17 protein-coding genes, 1 tRNA gene and 1 pseudogene are annotated in these 18,960 nt (G+C 67.9%); 3 read left to right on the top strand and 16 right to left on the bottom strand.

Annotated elements, in window-relative coordinates; translation table 11 throughout:
• Positions 1-196 precede the first annotated feature (196 nt).
• The 7 genes and pseudogenes from NA12_RS34805 to NA12_RS30810 all read right to left on the bottom strand — a co-directional run bounded on the left by NA12_RS34805 (position 197) and on the right by NA12_RS30810 (position 6,791).
• On the bottom strand, positions 197-892 hold the full coding sequence (locus NA12_RS34805) for an ABC transporter ATP-binding protein (protein ID WP_243655127.1): 696 nt from the start codon (positions 890-892) through the stop codon (positions 197-199).
• A 132-nt stretch (positions 893-1,024) separates the two neighbouring features.
• Positions 1,025-1,978: pseudogene (locus tag NA12_RS34800) on the bottom strand (ABC transporter ATP-binding protein); the annotation flags it as partial.
• The gene (locus NA12_RS30830; protein WP_067459549.1) at positions 1,975-3,411 is read right to left on the bottom strand and encodes a branched-chain amino acid ABC transporter permease; all 1,437 of its coding nucleotides are present in this window, start codon (positions 3,409-3,411) and stop codon (positions 1,975-1,977) included. The gene NA12_RS30830 and the pseudogene NA12_RS34800, both read right to left, overlap by 4 nt.
• Complete coding sequence (locus NA12_RS30825; RefSeq protein WP_067459546.1) at positions 3,408-4,445, bottom strand: branched-chain amino acid ABC transporter permease; 1,038 nt, start codon at positions 4,443-4,445, stop codon at positions 3,408-3,410. The genes NA12_RS30830 and NA12_RS30825 overlap by 4 nt, the downstream gene beginning before the upstream one ends.
• Before the next feature lie 72 nt (positions 4,446-4,517).
• Positions 4,518-5,675, bottom strand: a complete 1,158-nt coding sequence (locus NA12_RS30820) for a branched-chain amino acid ABC transporter substrate-binding protein (RefSeq protein WP_084473260.1) — start codon at positions 5,673-5,675, stop codon at positions 4,518-4,520.
• A gap of 267 nt (positions 5,676-5,942) precedes the next feature.
• Complete coding sequence (locus NA12_RS30815) at positions 5,943-6,554, bottom strand: ANTAR domain-containing response regulator (protein ID WP_056824610.1); 612 nt, start codon at positions 6,552-6,554, stop codon at positions 5,943-5,945.
• Between the two features lie 150 nt (positions 6,555-6,704).
• A tRNA-Leu gene (locus tag NA12_RS30810) sits at positions 6,705-6,791 on the bottom strand.
• Positions 6,792-6,903: 112 nt separating this feature from the next.
• Here NA12_RS30810 and NA12_RS30805 point away from each other — a divergent pair.
• The 3 genes from NA12_RS30805 (at position 6,904) to NA12_RS30795 (ending at position 8,740) form a co-directional block, all read left to right on the top strand.
• Complete coding sequence (locus NA12_RS30805; RefSeq protein WP_067459543.1) at positions 6,904-7,413, top strand: monooxygenase family protein; 510 nt, start codon at positions 6,904-6,906, stop codon at positions 7,411-7,413.
• Between the two features lie 185 nt (positions 7,414-7,598).
• The gene (locus NA12_RS30800; protein WP_067459540.1) at positions 7,599-8,222 is read left to right on the top strand and encodes an arsenate reductase/protein-tyrosine-phosphatase family protein; all 624 of its coding nucleotides are present in this window, start codon (positions 7,599-7,601) and stop codon (positions 8,220-8,222) included.
• Positions 8,223-8,356: 134 nt separating this feature from the next.
• Positions 8,357-8,740, top strand: coding sequence for a hypothetical protein (locus NA12_RS30795; protein WP_084473272.1), 384 nt, complete (start codon positions 8,357-8,359; stop codon positions 8,738-8,740).
• A 28-nt stretch (positions 8,741-8,768) separates the two neighbouring features.
• On the opposite strand, the gene NA12_RS30790 is transcribed toward NA12_RS30795, so the two are convergent.
• The 9 genes from NA12_RS30790 to NA12_RS30750 all read right to left on the bottom strand — a co-directional run bounded on the left by NA12_RS30790 (position 8,769) and on the right by NA12_RS30750 (position 18,827).
• Entirely contained in the window at positions 8,769-9,668 is a 900-nt protein-coding gene (locus tag NA12_RS30790; RefSeq protein ID WP_243655119.1) for an acyl-CoA thioesterase, read from the bottom strand.
• 2 nt (positions 9,669-9,670) lie between these two features.
• On the bottom strand, positions 9,671-11,089 hold the full coding sequence (pyk, locus tag NA12_RS30785; protein WP_132370267.1) for a pyruvate kinase: 1,419 nt from the start codon (positions 11,087-11,089) through the stop codon (positions 9,671-9,673).
• A 265-nt stretch (positions 11,090-11,354) separates the two neighbouring features.
• Positions 11,355-11,888 carry a TM2 domain-containing protein gene (locus tag NA12_RS30780; protein WP_067459531.1) on the bottom strand — a complete coding sequence of 178 codons (534 nt, stop codon included), beginning with the start codon at positions 11,886-11,888 and terminating at the stop codon, positions 11,355-11,357.
• A gap of 224 nt (positions 11,889-12,112) precedes the next feature.
• Positions 12,113-13,276, bottom strand: a complete 1,164-nt coding sequence (gene lgt / locus NA12_RS30775) for a prolipoprotein diacylglyceryl transferase (protein WP_084473254.1) — start codon at positions 13,274-13,276, stop codon at positions 12,113-12,115.
• A gap of 177 nt (positions 13,277-13,453) precedes the next feature.
• Entirely contained in the window at positions 13,454-14,254 is an 801-nt protein-coding gene (gene trpA, locus NA12_RS30770; protein ID WP_067459528.1) for a tryptophan synthase subunit alpha, read from the bottom strand.
• Positions 14,251-15,516, bottom strand: coding sequence for a tryptophan synthase subunit beta (gene trpB, locus NA12_RS30765; protein ID WP_174551147.1), 1,266 nt, complete (start codon positions 15,514-15,516; stop codon positions 14,251-14,253). The genes trpA and trpB overlap by 4 nt, the downstream gene beginning before the upstream one ends.
• The gene (gene trpC, locus NA12_RS30760; RefSeq protein WP_067459522.1) at positions 15,513-16,334 is read right to left on the bottom strand and encodes an indole-3-glycerol phosphate synthase TrpC; all 822 of its coding nucleotides are present in this window, start codon (positions 16,332-16,334) and stop codon (positions 15,513-15,515) included. Before trpC ends, trpB begins: the two co-directional genes overlap by 4 nt.
• Positions 16,335-16,458: 124 nt before the next feature.
• Positions 16,459-17,292: a TIGR02234 family membrane protein gene (locus tag NA12_RS30755; RefSeq protein WP_084473251.1), complete on the bottom strand. Its 834-nt coding sequence runs from the start codon at positions 17,290-17,292 to the stop codon at positions 16,459-16,461.
• Positions 17,289-18,827, bottom strand: coding sequence for an anthranilate synthase component I (locus tag NA12_RS30750; protein WP_067459519.1), 1,539 nt, complete (start codon positions 18,825-18,827; stop codon positions 17,289-17,291). The genes NA12_RS30755 and NA12_RS30750 overlap by 4 nt, the downstream gene beginning before the upstream one ends.
• Positions 18,828-18,960 lie beyond the last annotated feature (133 nt).

Below are 18,960 nucleotides of genomic sequence, written 5' to 3'. Positions count from 1 at the left end.
TGCCTGACCGGCGGCCCCTCAGGGCCGCGACTCGAGCGCGCCAGCGCTCCAATAAACACAGCGTCAAACCTCCTGGGACTACCGAACCCCAGGTCACCCTCACACCCGCGACTACCAGCCACATCACCGACGATCCGCGACCGGCAACCACGTCACCGACGAACCCGCACCACCGAGCCCCCGCACCACCGACAATTCAGTCGACACCCAAGTAGGCCGACATCACCGCGGGATCAGTCAACAACCCCGCCCCCGGCCCCGACTTCGTGACCTCTCCGGTCTCCAGGATGTACGCGCGATCGCTGCGGGTCAGCGCCTGCTGAGCGTTCTGTTCCACGAGCAAGACCGTCGTCCCCTGGCGGTTGATCTCGCTGATGATCCGGAAGATCTGCTGGATCACCATCGGAGCCAGACCCATCGACGGCTCGTCGAGCAGCAGCAGCTTCGGCCGGGCCATGAGGGCGCGACCGATGGCGAGCATCTGCTGTTCGCCACCCGACATCGTGCCGCCGACCTGCTTGCGACGTTCGGCCAGGCGGGGGAACAGTTCGAAGACCCAGTCCAGCGTCTGCTGGTATTCGGTCTTCTTGCCGAAAGGCCTGCCGTAGCAACCCATGTCGAGGTTCTCCGCGACCGTCATGCCGGGGAAGACACCACGACCCTCCGGCGCCTGGATGAGACCTTCGACCACCCGATCGTGGGCCTTCATAGTGGTGATGTCCTTGCCCTGGAACAGGATTCGCCCCGAGGTGAGCGGCAGCAGCCCCGACATCGCCCGCATGGTCGTGGTCTTGCCCGCACCGTTGGCGCCGAGCAGGGTCACCAGTTCGCCCTGGGCGACCGAGAGCGAAATGCCGTGCAGCGCTTCGATCCGGCCATAGTTCACGACCATGTCCTGAACCTCGAGCAGCGGCACCTCGGTCTCGACCACGGCCTTCGGCTCGTCCCGCAGTCGCACCTGCAGGTTGTCGGCCGTCGCCCCCTGCTCCGCGGCCGCGACCGATCCCTCGCGCACTTCCTCGACGGTGTCCGCGTCGGGCACCCCGAGGTAGGCCGCGATCACCGCCGGGTCCTCGCGCACCGCGGCGGGGAGACCGTCGGCGATCTTGCGCCCGAACTCCAGGACCACGATCCGGTCGGTCACGCCCATCACCAGGCGCATGTCGTGCTCGATGAGCAGCACGGTGTAGCCGTCGTCGCGGATCTTGCGGATCAGATCCATCAGCGCCGACTTCTCGCTGGGATTGAAGCCGGCAGCCGGCTCATCCAGGCACAGCAGTTTGGGCTCGGTGGCCAGTGCCCGCGCGATCTCGAGCCTGCGCTGATCGCCGTAGGACAGATTGCGCGCCTTCTCCACCGCGCGCGGTGCGATGCCGACGAACTCGAGCAGCGCCATGCCGCGTTCGATGGCGTCACGCTCCTCGCGTTTGAACTTCGGGGTCCGGAACACCGCGCCGGGCACCGAGGTGGTGTGGCGCGCGTCGGTGCCGACGACCACGTTCTCCAGCGCCGTCATCTCACCGAACAACCGCACGTTCTGGAATGTGCGCGCGATGCCCATCCGGGTGATCTCGTTGCGTTTGGTCTTGGCCAGCGGCTGACCGTCGAAGTGCACGCTGCCCGCCGCGGGCTTGTACACCCCGGTGATCGCGTTGAAGCAGGTGGTCTTGCCCGCGCCGTTGGGGCCGATCAGGCCGAGGATCTCGCCGCGGCGGATCTCGAAACTGACCCCGTCCAGCGCGGTCAGACCGCCGAACTTCACGGTCAATCCGTCGGTGCGCAGCAGTGGCTCGCCCACCGCGGTCTCGATCTCGCGATGCGGCGCGACCACCTCGGCGACGGTCTCGGCGTCGGCGAGTTCGGGCAGCACCGCGGTGACGTCGACCTCGCCGGCCGGCTCGATCTCGGGCGGCGGCCGGTAACCGGCTTTCATGTCTTCGTTGTCGTACAGCGCGTCTCCCGCGCCCGGCCCCGTCATCGCCCTGCTCCGTTCGGTTCGGCCGTCGGCTTGCGCACCGGTGTGCGCGAGACGGCCTGGTACACCTGTCTGCCGTAGGCGAGCAGCTTCTGCCGCACCGGGAACAGACCCTGTGGCCGCAGAATCATCATCACCACGAGCGCGATGCCGAAGTAGAGGTACTTCAGGTCACCGAGGTTCTGGGCGCCGCCCGGACGGAACAGCAACACGCTGCCCAACAGCAGCAAACCGAGGATCACCGCCACGATCGACACGCCGATCACCGCCCGCCGGACCCACGCGCCCAGCGCGTCCTTCTTCCACCGCCACAGCAACCACAGGACGATCAGCAGCGCCACGTCCAGGCCGAGCAGCAGGTAACCGGTCGACTCGGTGGACACCAGCTTCACCGACTGCAACCGCATCGGCAGGTAGGCGATGAGGAACGCGCCGACGATCACGCCGAGCTTGTTGCCCGAACCGCCGAGCACCACCGCGCACAGGAACAGCATCGACAGGATGATGTCGAACTGTTTGGGGTTCACATAGGTGACCTGACCGGCGTACATCGCCCCGGACAGACCGCCGACCGAGGCGCCGATCACGAACGCCCACAGCTTGAACTTGAAGGTCGGCACGCCCATGATCTCGGCGGCGTCCTCGTCTTCGCGGATGGCCACCCAGGAGCGGCCGACCCGGCTGCGCTCCAGGTTGCCGATGATCAGCAGGACCACGATCACGAAGACCATGCCGAGCCAGAACCACCAGGTGCCGTTGCTGGCCCGCTGGAAGGGATTCCAGCTGCTGGTGTCGCCGAGGTTGCCCGGGGAGAAGAAGCCACCGGGATGCTCCTGCGACTCGCCGACCGTGGGGTAGGCGATCTTGGACAGGCCGAGGCTGCCGTTGGTCAGGTCGCCCAGGTTGTCGGCCATCAGCCGGACGATCTCACCGAAGCCGAGCGTCACGATCGCGAGGTAGTCACCGCGCAGCCGCAGGGTCGGTGCGCCGAGGATGAGCCCGGCCAGCGCGGTCAGCGCGACCGCGATCGGCAGGCAGGCCACCCACGCCCAACCCGGCTGGAGCCAGCCGCCGTCGGTTTGGTTCCACGGACTGTTCGGGCTGGTCAGCAGGCCGACGGTGTAGGCGCCGACGGCGTAGAAGCCGACGTAGCCGAGGTCGAGCAGACCGGCCTGGCCGACCACCACGTTCAAGCCGATGGCGATCAGCGCGTACATGGCGAACTGCGCCATCACACCGCCGAAGCTCACACCCGGAGTGTCGAGCAGCGGCGGCGGGAACAACGGCATCAGCGCCAGCAGGGCGATGATCGGTACGCCGACGGCCCACTGGGCCGGGCGCGAGAGCCCGTCCCACCAGGTTCGGATCGCGTCGCCGAGGCCACGCCGATCCTGCTGCGCGACAGGCGCTTTCGGGGTTTCTGTCAGGTCTGTCATGCGCGTGCCCTCCCCAGGCTCTCGCCGAGGATGCCGGTCGGCCGGAACATCAGCACGGTCACCAGCAGCACGAACGCGACCACGTCACGCCATTCGGTGCCGAACAGGATCTGCCCGTACTGCTCGGCGACGCCCAGGATCAACCCGCCGAGCAGCGCGCCGCGCAGGTTGCCGATGCCGCCGAGCACCGCGGCGCTGAACGCCTTGATACCGAGGATGAAACCGCCGGAGAAGATGATGCCGGTGGGAATGTAGAGCGTGTACAGCATGGCGGCCGCGCCTGCCAGCAGACCGCCGATGAGGAACGTGAGCACGATGACCCGCTCGCGCGAGACACCCATCAGGGTGGCGGTGTCGGGGTCCTGGGCGACCGCGCGGATGGCGCGGCCGAAGGTGGTTCTGTTGATGACGATTTCGGTGGTGATCGCGAGCACCACGGCCGCGGCGATGATCACCAGCGCCACATTGGTGACCTGCGCGCCGAGGAAGGTGAACTGCACCTTCGGCTCCACCAGCCGGATACCGGTCTGGGCATTGGAACCGCCGAGACCCGGCTTGATCTTGGGCAGGATGTAGTGCACGAACTCCTGGATCACGAACGACATCCCGATCGCGGTGATCAGGAAGGCCAGCGGTTTCGCGCCACGCTTGCGCAGCGGCCGGTAGGCGACTCGTTCGAGCCCCACCGCCGCGATGCCGGAGACCGCCATGCCGAACAGCATCGCCAGGCCGAGGTAGACGACGGTCAGCAGCACGCCCTGGGAATACACGTTGCCGCTGGGCGCGAAGCCGAGCAGCTCCAGTCCCACGTAGGTGCCGAACATGCCGAGCATGAAGATCTCGGAGTGGGCGAAGTTGATCAGTCGGAGCACCCCGTAGACCAGCGTGTAGCCGACCGCCACCAGGGCGTAGATCGAGCCGTAGGTGAGACCGTCCACGGTCAGTTTCCAGAACTGGTCGATCACCCCGGAAATGTTGAAATCGATGGACCCCTGGGACAACAGGGTCACACCGAGCGAAGCCGCTGATGTCATGGTTACTCTCGCGTCAGGCGCGCGGTGCGCGTGGCAGCACAGCCACGCGCACCGCTGCACACGTCATCGGAACTACTTGACCTGGTACATCCAGATCTGGATGTTGGCCAGCTCGCCGGTCTCGCCCCACTTGTACTGGCGGGCGACACCGGTGCCGTTGTAGTTGCGGACGTAGTCGACCAGCTCGGCACGGGTGACCTTGCCCGCGTCGATGCCCTTGAGCAGGATCGTGGTCAGGTCGTAGCCCTCGACGGAGTACACGCCGGGCGCCTGGCCGTTGAGCGCCTTGTAATCAGCGGCGAACTTCTCCGGCGCCGGGCTGCACGGGCACGACAGCAGCGCGTCCTTGGACGAGGAACCGGCCTGACGGACGAACTCGGGATCGTTGCTGCCGTCGGCGGATACGAAGGCCGCGGTCACGCCGCCGGAACGCAGCTGCTGCACGAACGGGGCCGCCTCGGCGTAGTAGCCGGCGTAGAAGATGGCGTCGGGCTTGGCCGCCGACAGCTTGGACACCGCTGCCGAGAAGTCCTTGTCGCCTTCCTTGACGCTCGTCCCGCAGGAGGCGTCGGCCGCGGGGCCCGCGGCGGTGATGAACGCCTGCGCCAGACCGGCACCGTAATCGGTGTTGTCCTGCACGACGCAGATCTTCTTGAAGCCCTTCTCGCCGGTCAGGTAGTTCGCGACCGCCGGGCCCTGCGAGTTGTCGTTACCCAGGCCGCGGAAGAAGGTCTTCCAGCCGTTCTGGGTCAGCGTGGGGTTCGTGGCCGACGCCGTCAGCGTGGGCATGCCTGCCTCACTGAGGATTTGGCCGGTCGCCTTGGTCTCGCCCGAGAAGGTCGGGCCGACCAGCGCCACGATGTTCGGGTCGGCGACGATCGTCGGGATCACCTGGCTGGCGATCTGCGGCTTGCCCTCGGTGTCGAACTGCTTCACCGAGACCTGACAATCCGGGTTGGCCTTGTTGTGCTGGTCGAGCGCGAGCTTCACGCCCATGATGATGTTGATGCCGAGGGCGGCGTTGCCGCCGGTCAGCGGGCCCGCCATGCCGAGAGTCAGTGGCGCGCACTTGGCCTTGCCATCGCCCGCGGGGTCCGCGGCGGCACCGGCGTCGGTGGTGGCGACGGCCTTGCCCGCGGTGTCGAGCTGAACGACCGACTGGATGGAGAGATCGGTGTTGCCGCCACCGCCGCCGTCTGACGACTTGTCACTGCATCCGGACAACACCAACGACGCGGCAGCTCCGATTACCAGAACTCCCCGCGTCGACCGACTGCGCCATGTCGAACTGAGCACGTCTCACCTCTATGTCCTGTGCTCCTCGGGTTCACCGAGGGGGCCGACCACGTTCAGCCCGCAGAGAACATATCGCCGCTTTGTTAGATCCGCATCACATTCGCATCATGTCGGACGCCTCTTGTCCAGCAATAGTTCACATTATTGTTTCGCTTGCGTAAACATTTACGGCTTCCGGCCTGTTCGAAGTGCCGAAGCGCGTCACTGCGGAGTGAGGTTCTCCAGCACGACCTCGGCGACGGCCTTCATGGTCGTGCGGCGATCCATCGCGGTGCGCTGAATCCATTTGAACGCCTGCGGCTCCGAGAGCCCCTGCGTCTGCATGAGCACGCCCTTGGCCCGCTCGACCAGTTTGCGTGTCTCCAAACGGTCCGAGAGGTTCGCGACTTCGGTTTCCAGCGCGGTGATTTCATGGAAACGACTGGCCGCGAGTTCGATCGCGGGAACCAGATCGGATTTCGTGAACGGCTTCACGAGATAGGCCATCGCACCGGCGTCACGCGCGCGCTCCACCAGGTCGCGCTGACTGAACGCGGTCAGGATCACCACGGGCGCAACACGTTTCGACGCGATCTCGGCGGCCGCGTCGATGCCGTCACGGCGCGGCATCTTCACGTCCATGATGACCAGATCGGGGCGCAGTTCCTCGGCGAGCTCCACGGCCTGCTGACCGTCGCCCGCTTCACCGACGACGTCGTAACCCTCTTCTTTGAGCATCTCGACCAGGTCCATCCGGATCAAGGCCTCATCCTCGGCGACGACGACCCGCTTGGCCGCGGCCTCACGCGTAGCGCCGGCTGCATTCGTGCTCATAGGTTCGACCCCTCTGGATTCCGATGCCTGTCGCATCACACCACGACCGGCGATGTAAAGAGTACCTTTTCGCCTCCGCGCAGAATGCGCGCACACCCTGGGCCGGATACTCCCCCGCGGAGCGCGGCTGCCTTCGCCGCGCTTCCGCCGTGGTGCCGAGTGTGGGACTCGAACCCACACGTCCTTCCGGACAACGGTTTTTGAGACCGTCGCGTCTGCCAGTTCCGCCAACCCGGCGCACCGCGGTCACTATAGCGTCTCGGCGCGCCGGGAAGCGAACCGCCGGTCGAACCGGACGTCCGCGTGCCACGTAGTACCCCGAAAGAGCACCTTGGAAGGGGCTGCGATCATGCGTGTGCACAGAACTACGGTCGACCTGGATGACTACCCCGACCTGGTGATGATCCTGCTGGGGATGCGGGTGCGCACCCCGCGCGGCATGCTGCGGCTGCTCGGCGTCGGACCGAAGTTGTATCGCTCACACCTCGACCGGCCCGACGGGTTGCTGCGGCACGAGGACATCGTCTGGTCGATGTTTCCGCCGCATTGGGGCGCCCGGCAGTACTGGCGCGATCTGGATTCGCTGGAGCGCTGGACGCGCTCGGACCCGCACCGGCAGTGGTGGGGCGAATTCCTGCGCGATTCCGGCGGCACCGGCTTCTGGCACGAGGCCTACTTCCGGCGCGGCGGCATCGACGCGGTCTACGACGACATGTCCGCCGCGACGGGACTGGCGGCGTTCGCGCCCGTCGTCTCCGCGCGCGGCCCGATGTTCTCCACCAGGGGCCGTGTGCACGGCACCCCACCGACCGTGCCACCGGTTATTTCCGAATCGAATTATTACGACGATAAAAAGTGACGACCGACACATATCACTCCGAGGTTTCCTGCTCCTATCTCGCGGGTATCACGGTCACACACAACAGATTTGCGCGTCGTGAATGATGTACAGCGTTCAACCGAAAGGTGAATAAGTAGTACCACGTTTGTGATGGTTACAATTCCGGCCTACTCCGTGACAATCGACCCGATTACGGTGTCGGTATGCACGTGCTGTTCGTCTGCAACTCCAATGTCTGCCGGTCGGTGATCGCCGAACGGCTCACCCGGGCGTTCGCGGCGGATCACGGCCTGCCCGGCCTCACCGCGGAGAGCGCGGGCACCAGGGCCCTGGTCGGCTTTCCCCCCGACCCGATGGCCGCCGAGACCATCGTCGGCCTCGGCGGGAACACCTACGGCTTCAAAGCCCGAAAGCTCAAGCCGGAGATGGTCGATCGCGCCGATCTGGTGCTGACGATGACCGATTCCCTACGCGACCAGGTCGGCGAATTGGCCTTCGGGATCGCCCCGCGCACCTTCACCCTCGCCGAGGCACATCGCATCGCCAAGGTCACCGGTGCGAAATCGATTGCCGCACTGCACCACGCGCGCAATAACCTGGCCTATGTCGGCCGCGAGAACATCGCCGACCCGATCGGCCTTTCGCCCGCGGCGTTCCTGGAGGTCGGCGACCGGATCGCCGATTTACTGTTCCCCGTACTCGGCGCGCTCGCCCCACACGAGCAGACGAAACTCTCCGACGGCAGTGATCGCCCCGGCCTCGTGATCGGCCCCGGTGGACCCGGCCGTCCGCTGTCGGCATTCCTCGCCGCACAGCGCGGGCGCTGAAACAGGGCTGTTCGCCACGGCGCGCAGGCATTAGACTTCGGCGCGGACGTGGATGGTTACCCCCTGCAGGTTCGACACACGACGGGACGACAGACTTGCCGAAACGCATTTCGGATGTTTCGCTCCATGTGTATGTGACGCCGGAGATCCTCGACCGCATCGTCGCCAGTGTCCGGACGGTCCTCGACGACCACGTACACGAGCGCGATGTCTACGCCTGGCGGTTCACGATGCCCGTCGACGCGAGCGATCCGGTTCATCACGACCTCGAATCACAGTGGCGCGGTAGCTTTCCCGGCCTCGAGCCGGGCGCGGAGCGCACCTACGAGATCGCGCTGAGTCTGGTCGGCGAGCCGGCCGATCTCACCGACGCCGACATCGCCGACCTCGAGCGCGGACTGGCGCTGGCCGTCTACGGCGCGGCCCCGCCGCACCACACCCACGGCGTGCCCTTCACCCTGTGCGCGCATCAGCGCACCGACGTCGTCGCCCCGGAACTCGACCACGAGCTGCGTTGAGTTGCCCAGCGCGGCGACACCGCGGCGCTCAGCGGCGCGCCGGGAAATGCCGGATGACGCCTTCCTGCACGGTCGTGGCCAGCAATTCGCCTGTGCGCGAATAGAACCGGCCCGTCGCCAAGCCACGCGAGCCGGCCGCGACCGGCGACTCGGTGGCGTAGAGCACCCAGTCGTCGAACCGGAACGGGCGATGGAACCACATCGAGTGATTCACCGTCGCCGCGAGAATCCGGTCCAGCCCCCACGACAAACCGTGGGTGGTGATGATCGAATCGAGCACGGTGGTGTCGGAGGAGTAGCCCAGCGCGGCCACGTGCAGCAGTGGATCATCCGGCAGCGCGCCGTCGGTGCGCATCCAGACCCGGTTGTGGTTGAGCTTCTCGCCGGTGCCCTTGAGGATCCACGACGGATCATTGGTGTAGCGCATGTCGATGGGGTGCGGCGCCTTGATGAACATCTCGAGCTTGTCCTCGAAGCCGACGAAGCTCTCCTCCACCCGGGGCAGGGTTTCCGGATCCGGCACGTCCGGGCCCTCGTGCGCGTGCTCGAGGCCCTTGCCCCAGTCCTGGAAAGCGGCCAGCATGACGAACAGTTCCTGACCGTCCTGGCTGGCTGTCACCGTTCGGTTGGCGAGCGCGCGGCCGTCACGGTGGCGCTCCACGTGGTATTCGATCGGCTTCTTCACGTCGCCGCCGCGCACGAAATGCGCGTTGATCGCGTGCAGCGGCCGATCCCCCGCCGTCCGCCCGGCGGCGACGATCGCCTGCGACACCAGCTGCCCGCCGAAGGTGCGGCTCCAGACCTTCTCCGGGTGGTTGCCCACGAAGACGTCCTCGCCGATCGACTCGAGGTCGAGCAGGTCGAGCAACACCCGGAGATCGGGTGTCGGCTCGCCCTGCGTGGTCTCGATGTCGATCGAACTGCTCACTATCAGTGGTCCTCTTCGCCGATGCGGTGCACATGGATCAGGTTGGTGGAACCGACGGTACCCGGAGGGGAACCGGCGACGATGACCACCAGGTCACCCTTGCGGTAGCGCTCCAGCGACAATAGCGCCTGATCCACCTGGTGGATCATCGCGTCGGTGGTGTCCACCATGGGCACGATGAACGTCTCGGTGCCCCAGGTCAGCGTGAGCTGGCTGCGGACCTCCGGCATCGGGGTGAACGCCAGCAGCGGCAGCGGGGTGTGCAGGCGGGCCAGGCGACGCACGGTGTCACCGGACTGGGTGAACGCCACGAGCGCCTTGGCGTTGAGCCGCTCACCGATATCGCGAGCGGCGTAGGAGATCACGCCGCGCTTGGTGCGCGGCACGTGGGTCAGGGGTGGTACCCGCGACGTCTCGGACTCGACCGCGGTCACGATCCGGGCCATGGTGCGCACCGCGTCGATCGGCCACGCGCCGACCGAGGTCTCGCCCGACAGCATCACCGCGTCGGCGCCGTCGAGCACCGCGTTGGCGACATCGGAGGCTTCCGCGCGGGTCGGGCGCGAGTTCTCGATCATCGATTCGAGCATCTGGGTGGCCACGATGACCGGCTTGGCGTTCTCGCGCGCCATCTGGATCGCGCGCTTCTGCACCAGCGGCACCTGCTCGAGCGGCAGCTCGACGCCCAGGTCACCGCGGGCGACCATCACCGCGTCGAAGGCCAGCACGATCGCCTCGAGGTTCTCGATCGCCTCCGGCTTCTCCAGCTTGGCGATCACCGGGACCCGGCGACCGACCCGATCCATGATGTCGTGCACGAGCTCGATATCGGACGGCGAACGCACGAACGACAGCGCGATGAAGTCGACGCCCAGTTCGAGGGCGAATTCGAGGTCGGCGACGTCCTTCTCGGACAGGGCAGGCACCGAGACGTTCATGCCGGGCAGCGACAAGCCCTTGTTGTTGCTCACCGGGCCGCCCTCGGTGACCCGGCAGACGACGTCGTTGCCCTCCACCGATTCCACCGTGAGGCCGACCTTGCCGTCGTCGACGAGCAGCCGGTCACCGGCCTTGGCGTCCTGCGCGAGCTCCTTGTAGGTGGTCGAGACCCGGTCGTGGGTGCCGTCGACCTCGTCGACGGTGATCCGCACCTGTTCGCCGTTGGCCCAGACGGTCTTGCCCTCGGCGAAGCGGCCGAGGCGGATCTTGGGGCCCTGCAGGTCGGCGAGAATGCCGACGGCGCGGCCGGTCTCGTCCGAGGCCGCGCGGACCATCTTGTAGTTGTCGGCGTGGTCGGCGTGGTCGCCGTGGCTGAAGTTCAGCCGGGCCACATCCATGCCGCTTTCGACGAGCTCACGAATACGATCCTGGGTAGCAGTGGCCGGCCCCAGAGTGCACACAATCTTCGTCCGTCGCATCACGGTCCCCAGCCTAGTGCTTGTCCCTCGCTCCGCGAATTTTACGGGTCGCGGGGTTGTCCTCGCCTATCGACCGGACCGGCGGTTATCGACGGAACGGGGCCGAGCGTTCCCGATGAGTTACCCATGTGTTCACGAAATCATGTGCCACCGACCTGCTACGGGTGGCGGAAAGCCTTGTCCCCTGACGAGTTCGGGCGAAGACGAGTACACGAAACGGGTGCCCCGCCGTAGCGGAGCACCCGTTTCATCCCCGTGTGAGCGGCGATCAGTCGCGCAGCGGGCGACCCTGCGGGTCGGGCACCTTGCCGGTGAGCATCATGATGCCGTCGATCAGCGGCCAGATGGCGCCGAGACCACAGGTCAGCCAGGTCACCGCGATCTGGGCGATGCCGAGACCGGTGTAACCGAGGTAGAAACGACCGACGCCGAAGCTGCCGAGGAAGATCTGCAGCAGACCGGCCATCAGCTTCTGCTTGTCCGAGAACGGCACACCGTACATGTCCCGGCCGTAGGGCGCTTCCGGATCGTTCGGGTTGAAGCCCTGCGGCATGGCCCCGTACGGCGCGGCACCGTAACCCGGCTGCTGCTGCTGGGCGTACGGGTCAGCGGGCTGACCGTACTGCGGCTGCGGCGCACCGTACTGCGGCTGACCGTAGCCGGGCTGCTGCTGCGGCTGCTGGGCGTACGGATCGGAGGTCTGACCGTAGGCGGGCTGACCGTACTGCGGCTGCGAGCCGGAGTCGGGCTGCTTGCTCAGGTCAGGACCGTACTGGGGATTGGGGTTATAGGGGTCGGTCACTCATGTCCTCCATCATTCGTGCGGGTACCCGTCGCGGCCCCCGGCCATAGGCGATCGGCCGAACGGCGATGCGCCCGCGACGATCACGGGACATTGTTGCCGGTCCTGCCCGCTGTTGTCTTGTCGGGTGCCACCCGGTCGGCTCTCGCCGTACATCAGAGACATCGCGGCGGGCGCCCGCAATGTTGCCGGGCGCCCGCCGATTCCACGAAAACTGTCGTGGATCAGGACTTCTTCACAGCTGATTTCGTCGGTTCCGCGGGGTCATCGGTGGCCGAATCGGCAGCCTCGCCGGTCACCGGCGCGGTGTCCTTCGCGGCGCTGACATCCTTCGCGTCATCGGCATCCGCGAGCTCGGTCACGTCCTCGTCAGCTGCCGAATCATGTTCTACCGCAGAGGAATCCGACTTCTTTGTGACGTCGACGCTCGCTGCCTCGGAGTCCGCTGCCGTCGCGTCGTTGTCGGCCGCGCCTGCCGCCCGCAAGGCGGCGAACTGCCACGGCCACGGGCGCGGGTGCGCCGCTGGCTGCAACTGCGCGGCGGTCTCGCGGCCTTTGGTCGCCAGGGCGAAATAGGCCATCGCGCCGAGGAAGACGAGCGCGGCGGTGAACGAGTTGATCCTGATGCCGAGGATGTGAGTTGCTTCGTCGTTGCGCAGCAACTCGACGAAGAACCGGCCGAAGCTGTAACCGGCGACGTAGAGCGCGAACAGGCGCCCGTGACCGATCTTGTAGCGCTTGTCGAGCAGCACCAGGCCGATGACGACCAGCACGTTCCAGACGAGCTCGTAGAGGAACGTCGGCTGCACGACCTCGAGCACCCGCCCGGTCGACACCCCGTTCATCATGTCGCGCGCGCCGGTCTCGGGGTCGAAGCGCTCGTAGATCTCCAGGCCCCACGGCACCTCGGTGGCGCGCCCGTACAGTTCCTGATTGAAGTAGTTGCCGAGCCGGCCGATGGCCTGGGCCAGCAGCACCGCGGGCGCGACGGAGTCGCCGAGCGCGGGCAGCGGGATCTTGTATATCCGGCAGCCGATCCAGGCGCCGATGGCGCCGAAGAACACCGCACCCCAGATACCGAGCCCGCCCTGCCAGATGTAGAGCGCCTCGACGGGGTGCTTGCCCGCGCCGAAGTACTTCTGCCAATCGGTGGCCACGTGATAGATCCGGCCGCCGACCAGACCGAACGGCACCGCGAACATCGCGACATCGAGCACCGCACCCGGCTGACCACCGCGCTCGCGCCACCGGCGCTCACCCCACCAGATGGCGACGACGATGCCGAGAATGATGAACAGCGCGTACGCCCGCAGCGGGAAAGGTCCGAGGTGCCAGACCCCCTGGGGCGGACTCGGAATATAGGCCAGGACTGAGTTCACCGGCCCCACGTTAGTGGAATGGCTTACGGGCGTGTTGCCGCGACCCGGACAGCACACGGCGTCCGGCCCGCCGCTACGTGAACACTGGGGGATCCACGGGGCGTGGCGACCAAACCTCGCGGCAGGGCCGAGAGCGAGCGATAGGCCCGGCCCCGCATCAGCGAGGCGGGGCCTATCGTCTCCGAGCTAGGACCGGACGGTCGCCGAGCGCACGCCTTCGGCCAGTTCGGCGGTCAGCGCACGGACCGCGTCGAGACCCTCCGGCACCGCCGAGACCAGCGCCGATCCCACGATGACGCCGTCGGCGTACGCGGCGATCTCGGCGGCCTGCGCACCCGAGCGCACGCCGAGGCCGACGCCGATCGGGATGTCGGAGTGCGCGCGGATGCGCGAGCACAGCGCGGGCGCGGCCGAGGAGACCGCGTCGCGGGCGCCGGTCACCCCCATGGTCGAGGCCGCGTAGATGAAGCCGCGGGAGGCTTCGAGGGTCTTGACCAGACGCTCCTCGGTCGAGGACGGCGCGACCAGGAAGATGCGATCCAGGTTGTGCGTGGCCGAGGCGATGAACCAGTCGTCGGCCTCGTCGGGGATCAGGTTCGGCGTGATGATTCCGGCGCCGCCCGCCGCGGCCAGATCACGGGCGAAGGTGTCGACGCCGTACTTGAGTACCGGGTTCCAGTAGCTCATCACCACGGCCTGACCACCGGCGCCGGTGATCGCCTCGACGACGGAGAACACATCGCGCACGCGCACCCCACCGCGCAACGCCTGTTCGGCGGCGGCCTGGATGACCGGGCCGTCCATCACCGGATCGGAGTAGGCGACGCCGACTTCGACGATGTCGCAACCGGATTCGACGAGCGCACGGCACGCGGCGATGGAGCCGGCGAGATCGGGATAGCCCGCGGGCAGGTAGCCGATCAGCGCGGCCCTACCCTCGCGGCGCGCGGCGGCGAAGGTGTTCGCAAGACGGGACTGCTGACTCACTGGTTGTGCTCCTCGGCATCATCGTCGAACAAACCGAACCAGCGTCCCGCCGTGTCCATGTCCTTGTCGCCGCGACCGGACAGATTCACCAGGATGACCGCACCCTCGCCGAGCTCGACGCCCAGCTTCAGCGCGCCCGCCACCGCGTGCGCGGACTCGATCGCCGGGATGATGCCCTCGGTGCGCGAGAGCAGCAGCAGCGCGTCCATCGCCTCGGTGTCGGTGATCGGCCGGTATTCGGCGCGGCCGATGTCCTTGAGGTGGGCGTGCTCGGGCCCGACACCCGGGTAGTCGAGACCGGCCGAGATCGAATGCGATTCGATGGTCTGGCCGTCCTCGTCCTGCAACAGGTACGAGTAGGCGCCCTGGAACGCGCCGGGCGTGCCCCCGGCGAAGGTGGCGGCGTGGCGGCCGGTTTCGACGCCGTCACCGGCCGCTTCGAAGCCGACGAGGCGCACGCCGGCGTCGGGAATGAAGGCGTGGAAGATGCCGATGGCGTTGGATCCACCGCCGACGCAGGCCACGACGGCGTCGGGCAGCTTGCCCGCCTGCGCCGGAAGCTGGATCTGCTCGCGCGCCTCCAGGCCGATCACCCGCTGGAAATCACGGACCAGCAGCGGGAACGGGTGCGGGCCCGCCGCGGTGCCGAAGCAGTAGAACGTGTCGTCGGCGTGGGAGACCCAGTCGCGCAGCGCCTCGTTGATCGCGTCCTTGAGCGTCTGCGAACCCGTGGTCACCGGAATCACCTCGGCACCGAGCAGCCGCATGCGCGCCACGTTGAGCGCCTGGCGGGCGGTGTCGACCGCGCCCATGTAGATGACACAGTCGAGGCCGAGCAGCGCGCACGCGGTGGCCGTGGCGACACCGTGCTGGCCCGCGCCGGTCTCGGCGATGACGCGCGTCTTGCCCATCCGCTTGGCGAGCAGCGCCTGGCCGAGCACGTTGTTGATCTTGTGCGAGCCCGTGTGGTTGAGGTCCTCGCGCTTGAGGAAGATCCGCGCGCCACCCGCGTGCCGCGCCAGCCGGGTGCATTCGAACACCGGCGACGGACGGCCGGTGTAGTCACGCTGCAGCCGGTCGAGCTCGTCGAGGAAGCCGCGGTCGGTGCGGATCTTGTCGTACTCGGCGGTGACCTCCTCGATCACAGCCATCAGCGCCTCGGGGACGTGGCGCCCGCCGTAGACGCCGAAGTGGCCGCCCGCGTCGGGTTCGTAGTCGGAGTGCTGGGCGACGCCGGCGCTCGCCGGGGGAAGCACCGTCACCGGATGCTCCGCCGGGCGGGCTTGGGGCAGGACGGGTGCGTGCCCGCGGTCACCAGTTCCGACACGGCCGAACGCGGATTACCACTGGTCACCAGGCCTTCGCCGACGAGCACGGCATCGGCGCCCGCACCGGCGTAGGCCAGCAGGTCGGCGGTGCCGCGGATGCCGGACTCGGCCACCCGGATGACCTCCGAGGGCAGGCCGGGCGCGATCCGCGCGAACACATCGCGGTCGACCTCGAGGGTCTTGAGGTTGCGCGCGTTGATGCCGATCACCGTCGCGCCTGCCTCGAGGGCGCGATCGGCCTCTTCCTCGGTGTGCACCTCGACCAGGGCGGTCATGCCGAGGGATTCGGTGCGGTCGATCAGCGAGGACAGCACGTCCTGCTCGAGCGCGGCCACGATCAGCAGGATCACGTCGGCGCCGTGGGCACGGGCCTCGTGGATCTGGTACGGGCCGACGACGAAGTCCTTGCGCAGCACCGGGATGTTCACGGCGGCGCGCACGGCATCGAGATCGTCGAGCGAGCCACCGAAGCGGCGGCCCTCGGTGAGCACGCTGATGATGCGCGCGCCGCCGTCCTCGTAGGCCTTGGCCAGTACGGCGGGATCGGGAATGTCGGCCAGCGCGCCCTTCGAGGGGCTGGCTCGCTTCACTTCCGCGATGACACCGATCCCGTCCTCGTGCAGCGCGGCGTGTGCGTCCAGCGGCCCCTTGACCGCGGCGGCAGCAGCTTTGATCGCTTGAAAATCGAGGAGGGCTTCGCGAGCGGCAACATCCGCCCGGACCCCGTCGAGAATCGAGTCGAGTACCGTCATCTGGCTCGAATCCTTTCTGGGGAGACGCACTTCTCGCCCGAGAGTCCCCTCGGGCGCTGTCTCACCGATGCTGGTAAAGAATAAATGCCCGCCGCGCGTGTCACTGCGGCGGGGGTGCTGCTGGTCACTTGTTCTCCCCGGTCGGCCCGTGCTCGGCGCCGGGAGTGTCGGGAGTGTCGGTCGGGTCGGTGCCCGCGTCGAGGGCGTCCCACAGCACCCGGTCCGACAGTGGCGCCGCGGAACCGGTCGCCGCGTGCTGTTTGCTCACCGCGGCGCTGGCGTCGGCCTTGCGGAACACCGGGTTGTCGTACTTGTCGGAGACCTCGGCGCGTTCGCCGGTGCGGCGGGTGAGCAGGATGCCCGCGGCCAGCGCCAGGCACGCCGCGACGATCGAGAGGATCGCGGGACCCAGGTGGGCCTCGGCGGAGTCGACCACCGCGCGCACCGGCAGTTCGGCCAGCGTGCCCGCGCGATCGGCGGTCCTGCCCGCGCCGACGGTCAGCGCGAAGCCCGGCACGGCAGCGGCCGCGGCCACCACCGCGATCACCACCCCCAACAGTTGCCGCAGCACCCCCTTCACCGCGAAGACCGCCGCGATCGCGGCGACCAGCACCAGCGCGAGCGGGGTGAGCGCACCGAACCACACGCCGCCGTCGAGGTCGTCGGTGCGCGGTTCGGTGAGCCCGTCGGCGGAGTGCACCGTCACCCACGTCATCCGCGAGGACACCCACAGACCAGCGGCCGCCAGTGCGAGCAGGACGACCGGAACGATCGGCTTCGCCGTGGCGCCCGCAACCGGCACGTGGGCGTCCGGCACGTCGGCGTCCGCCACGTCCGTGTTCAGCACGTCGGCGTCCGACAGGTCGGTGTCCGCCGTCGCATCGGTGTTCGCCGACGTGCCGGTGTCCGTCGCGTCGGCGGACCGACCGAGGTCGTCCTCTCCGGGCGTGGCCGTCATAAAGCCCCGCCTTCGTAGGTGCGCAGGGTCTGCGCCGCGGCGATCGCCTTGAGTACCGCCATGGCCTTGTTGCGGGCCTCGGTGTCCTCGGCGACCGGATCGGAGTCGGCGACCACGCCTGCCCCGGCCTGGACGTAAGCGGTGCCGTCTTTGAGCAGGGCGGTACGGATGGCGATGGCGGTATCGGCGTCGCCGGCGAAGTCCAGGTAGCCGACCACACCGCCGTACACGCCGCGCCGGGTCGGTTCCAGTTCCTCGATCAACTCCATCGCGCGCACCTTCGGCGCACCGGACAGCGTGCCCGCGGGGAAGCAGGCTCGGACCGCGTCGAGCGCGACCTTGCCGTCGGCGAGCAGCCCGGACACTGTCGACACCAGGTGCATCACGTGGCTGTACCGCTCGACGTGGCGGTACTGGGTGACCTTCACCGTGCCGGGACGGCAGACCCTGCCCAGATCGTTGCGACCCAGGTCGACGAGCATCAGGTGCTCGGCGTTCTCCTTCTCGTCGGCCAGCAGATCCTTCTCGAGCAGGATGTCGTCCTCGGCGCTCTCGCCGCGCCAGCGGGTGCCCGCGATCGGGTGTGTCGTCGCCACCCCGTCTTTCACCGTGACCAGCGATTCGGGACTCGAACCGACGATCGAGAACGCGGTGCCGCCCTCGCCGTCGGGGATGTGCATCAGATACATGTACGGGCTCGGGTTCGAGGCCCGCAGCATCCGGTAGACCGCGAGCGGGGACCCGGTGTAGTCCATCTCGAAGCGCTGCGAGAGCACCACCTGGAACGCCTCGCCCGCCTCGATCTCCTTGATCAGGCGGCGCACGCCCGCACCGAATTCCTCGGTGGTGCGCCTGCGCAGGAACTGCGGTTCCGGCCGGTCGAAGACCGACACCGTGGAAGGCGCGGGGGTGGCCAGCGCGGCGGTCATCCGGTCGAGCCGGGCGACGGCGTCGTCGTAGGCGTCGTCGACCCTGGAGTCGGTGCCGTCCCAGTTCACCGCGTTGGCGATGAGGGTGATCGCGCCTTCGTGGTGATCGAACGCGGCCAGATCGGTGGCCAGCATGAGCACGAGCTCGGGCAGACGCAGGTCGTCGGTGGCGAGCTCGGGCAGCCGTTCGATCCGGCGCACCGCGTCGTAGCCGAGGAAGCCGACCATGCCACCGGTGAGCGGCGGCAGACCGGGCAGCCGTTCGGTGCGCAGTAATTCGAGGGTCTCGTGCAGCACGCGCAGCGGGTCACCGCCGGTGGGCGCGTCGGCGGGCACCGTGCCGAGCCAGGCCGCCTCGCCGTCGACGACGGTCAGCGCCGACGGGCTGCCCGCGCCGATGAACGACCAGCGCGACCACGAACGCCCGTTCTCGGCGGATTCGAACAGGAAGGTGCCCGGCCGGTCGCCCGCCAGTTTGGAATAGGCCGAGAGCGGAGTTTCGGAGTCCGCCAGTACCTTTCGGGTCACCGGGACGACCCGGTGCTCGGCGGCGAGCAGCCGGAACTGTTCGCGGGTCGTGGTGGTTGGTGTCGACGCGCCCTGCATAGGCCCATCATCCCAGGCGTGCCGCCGCCGACGCGCGCGGACCCGATCCCGCGCCGAATCGCGCGGTGACCGGCATCACTACACTCGCGCGCGTTCCCTGTCGCACGCGGGACCGCGGGTCGTTACTGTCTGG

The sequence above is a fragment of the Nocardia alba NBRC 108234 genome (assembly GCF_001612665.1).
Classification (GTDB): Bacteria; Actinomycetota; Actinomycetes; order Mycobacteriales; family Mycobacteriaceae; genus Nocardia; species Nocardia alba.
This window is presented reverse-complemented; position numbering and strand designations above follow the sequence as displayed.

Excerpts from the sequence above, each read along its gene's own strand:
- NA12_RS30800 (WP_067459540.1), top strand. The coding sequence starts at position 7,599 with ATGCACGTGCTGTTCGTCTGCAACTCCAATGTCTGCCGGTCGGTGATC.
- NA12_RS30830 (WP_067459549.1), bottom strand. The coding sequence starts at position 3,411 with ATGACAGACCTGACAGAAACCCCGAAAGCGCCTGTCGCGCAGCAGGAT.
- NA12_RS30750 (WP_067459519.1), bottom strand. The coding sequence starts at position 18,827 with ATGCAGGGCGCGTCGACACCAACCACCACGACCCGCGAACAGTTCCGG.
- NA12_RS30805 (WP_067459543.1), top strand. The coding sequence starts at position 6,904 with ATGCGTGTGCACAGAACTACGGTCGACCTGGATGACTACCCCGACCTG.
- NA12_RS30755 (WP_084473251.1), bottom strand. The coding sequence starts at position 17,292 with ATGACGGCCACGCCCGGAGAGGACGACCTCGGTCGGTCCGCCGACGCG.
- NA12_RS34805 (WP_243655127.1), bottom strand. The coding sequence starts at position 892 with ATGGTCGTGAACTATGGCCGGATCGAAGCGCTGCACGGCATTTCGCTC.
- NA12_RS30825 (WP_067459546.1), bottom strand. The coding sequence starts at position 4,445 with ATGACATCAGCGGCTTCGCTCGGTGTGACCCTGTTGTCCCAGGGGTCC.
- NA12_RS30815 (WP_056824610.1), bottom strand. The coding sequence starts at position 6,554 with ATGAGCACGAATGCAGCCGGCGCTACGCGTGAGGCCGCGGCCAAGCGG.
- trpC (WP_067459522.1), bottom strand. The coding sequence starts at position 16,334 with ATGACGGTACTCGACTCGATTCTCGACGGGGTCCGGGCGGATGTTGCC.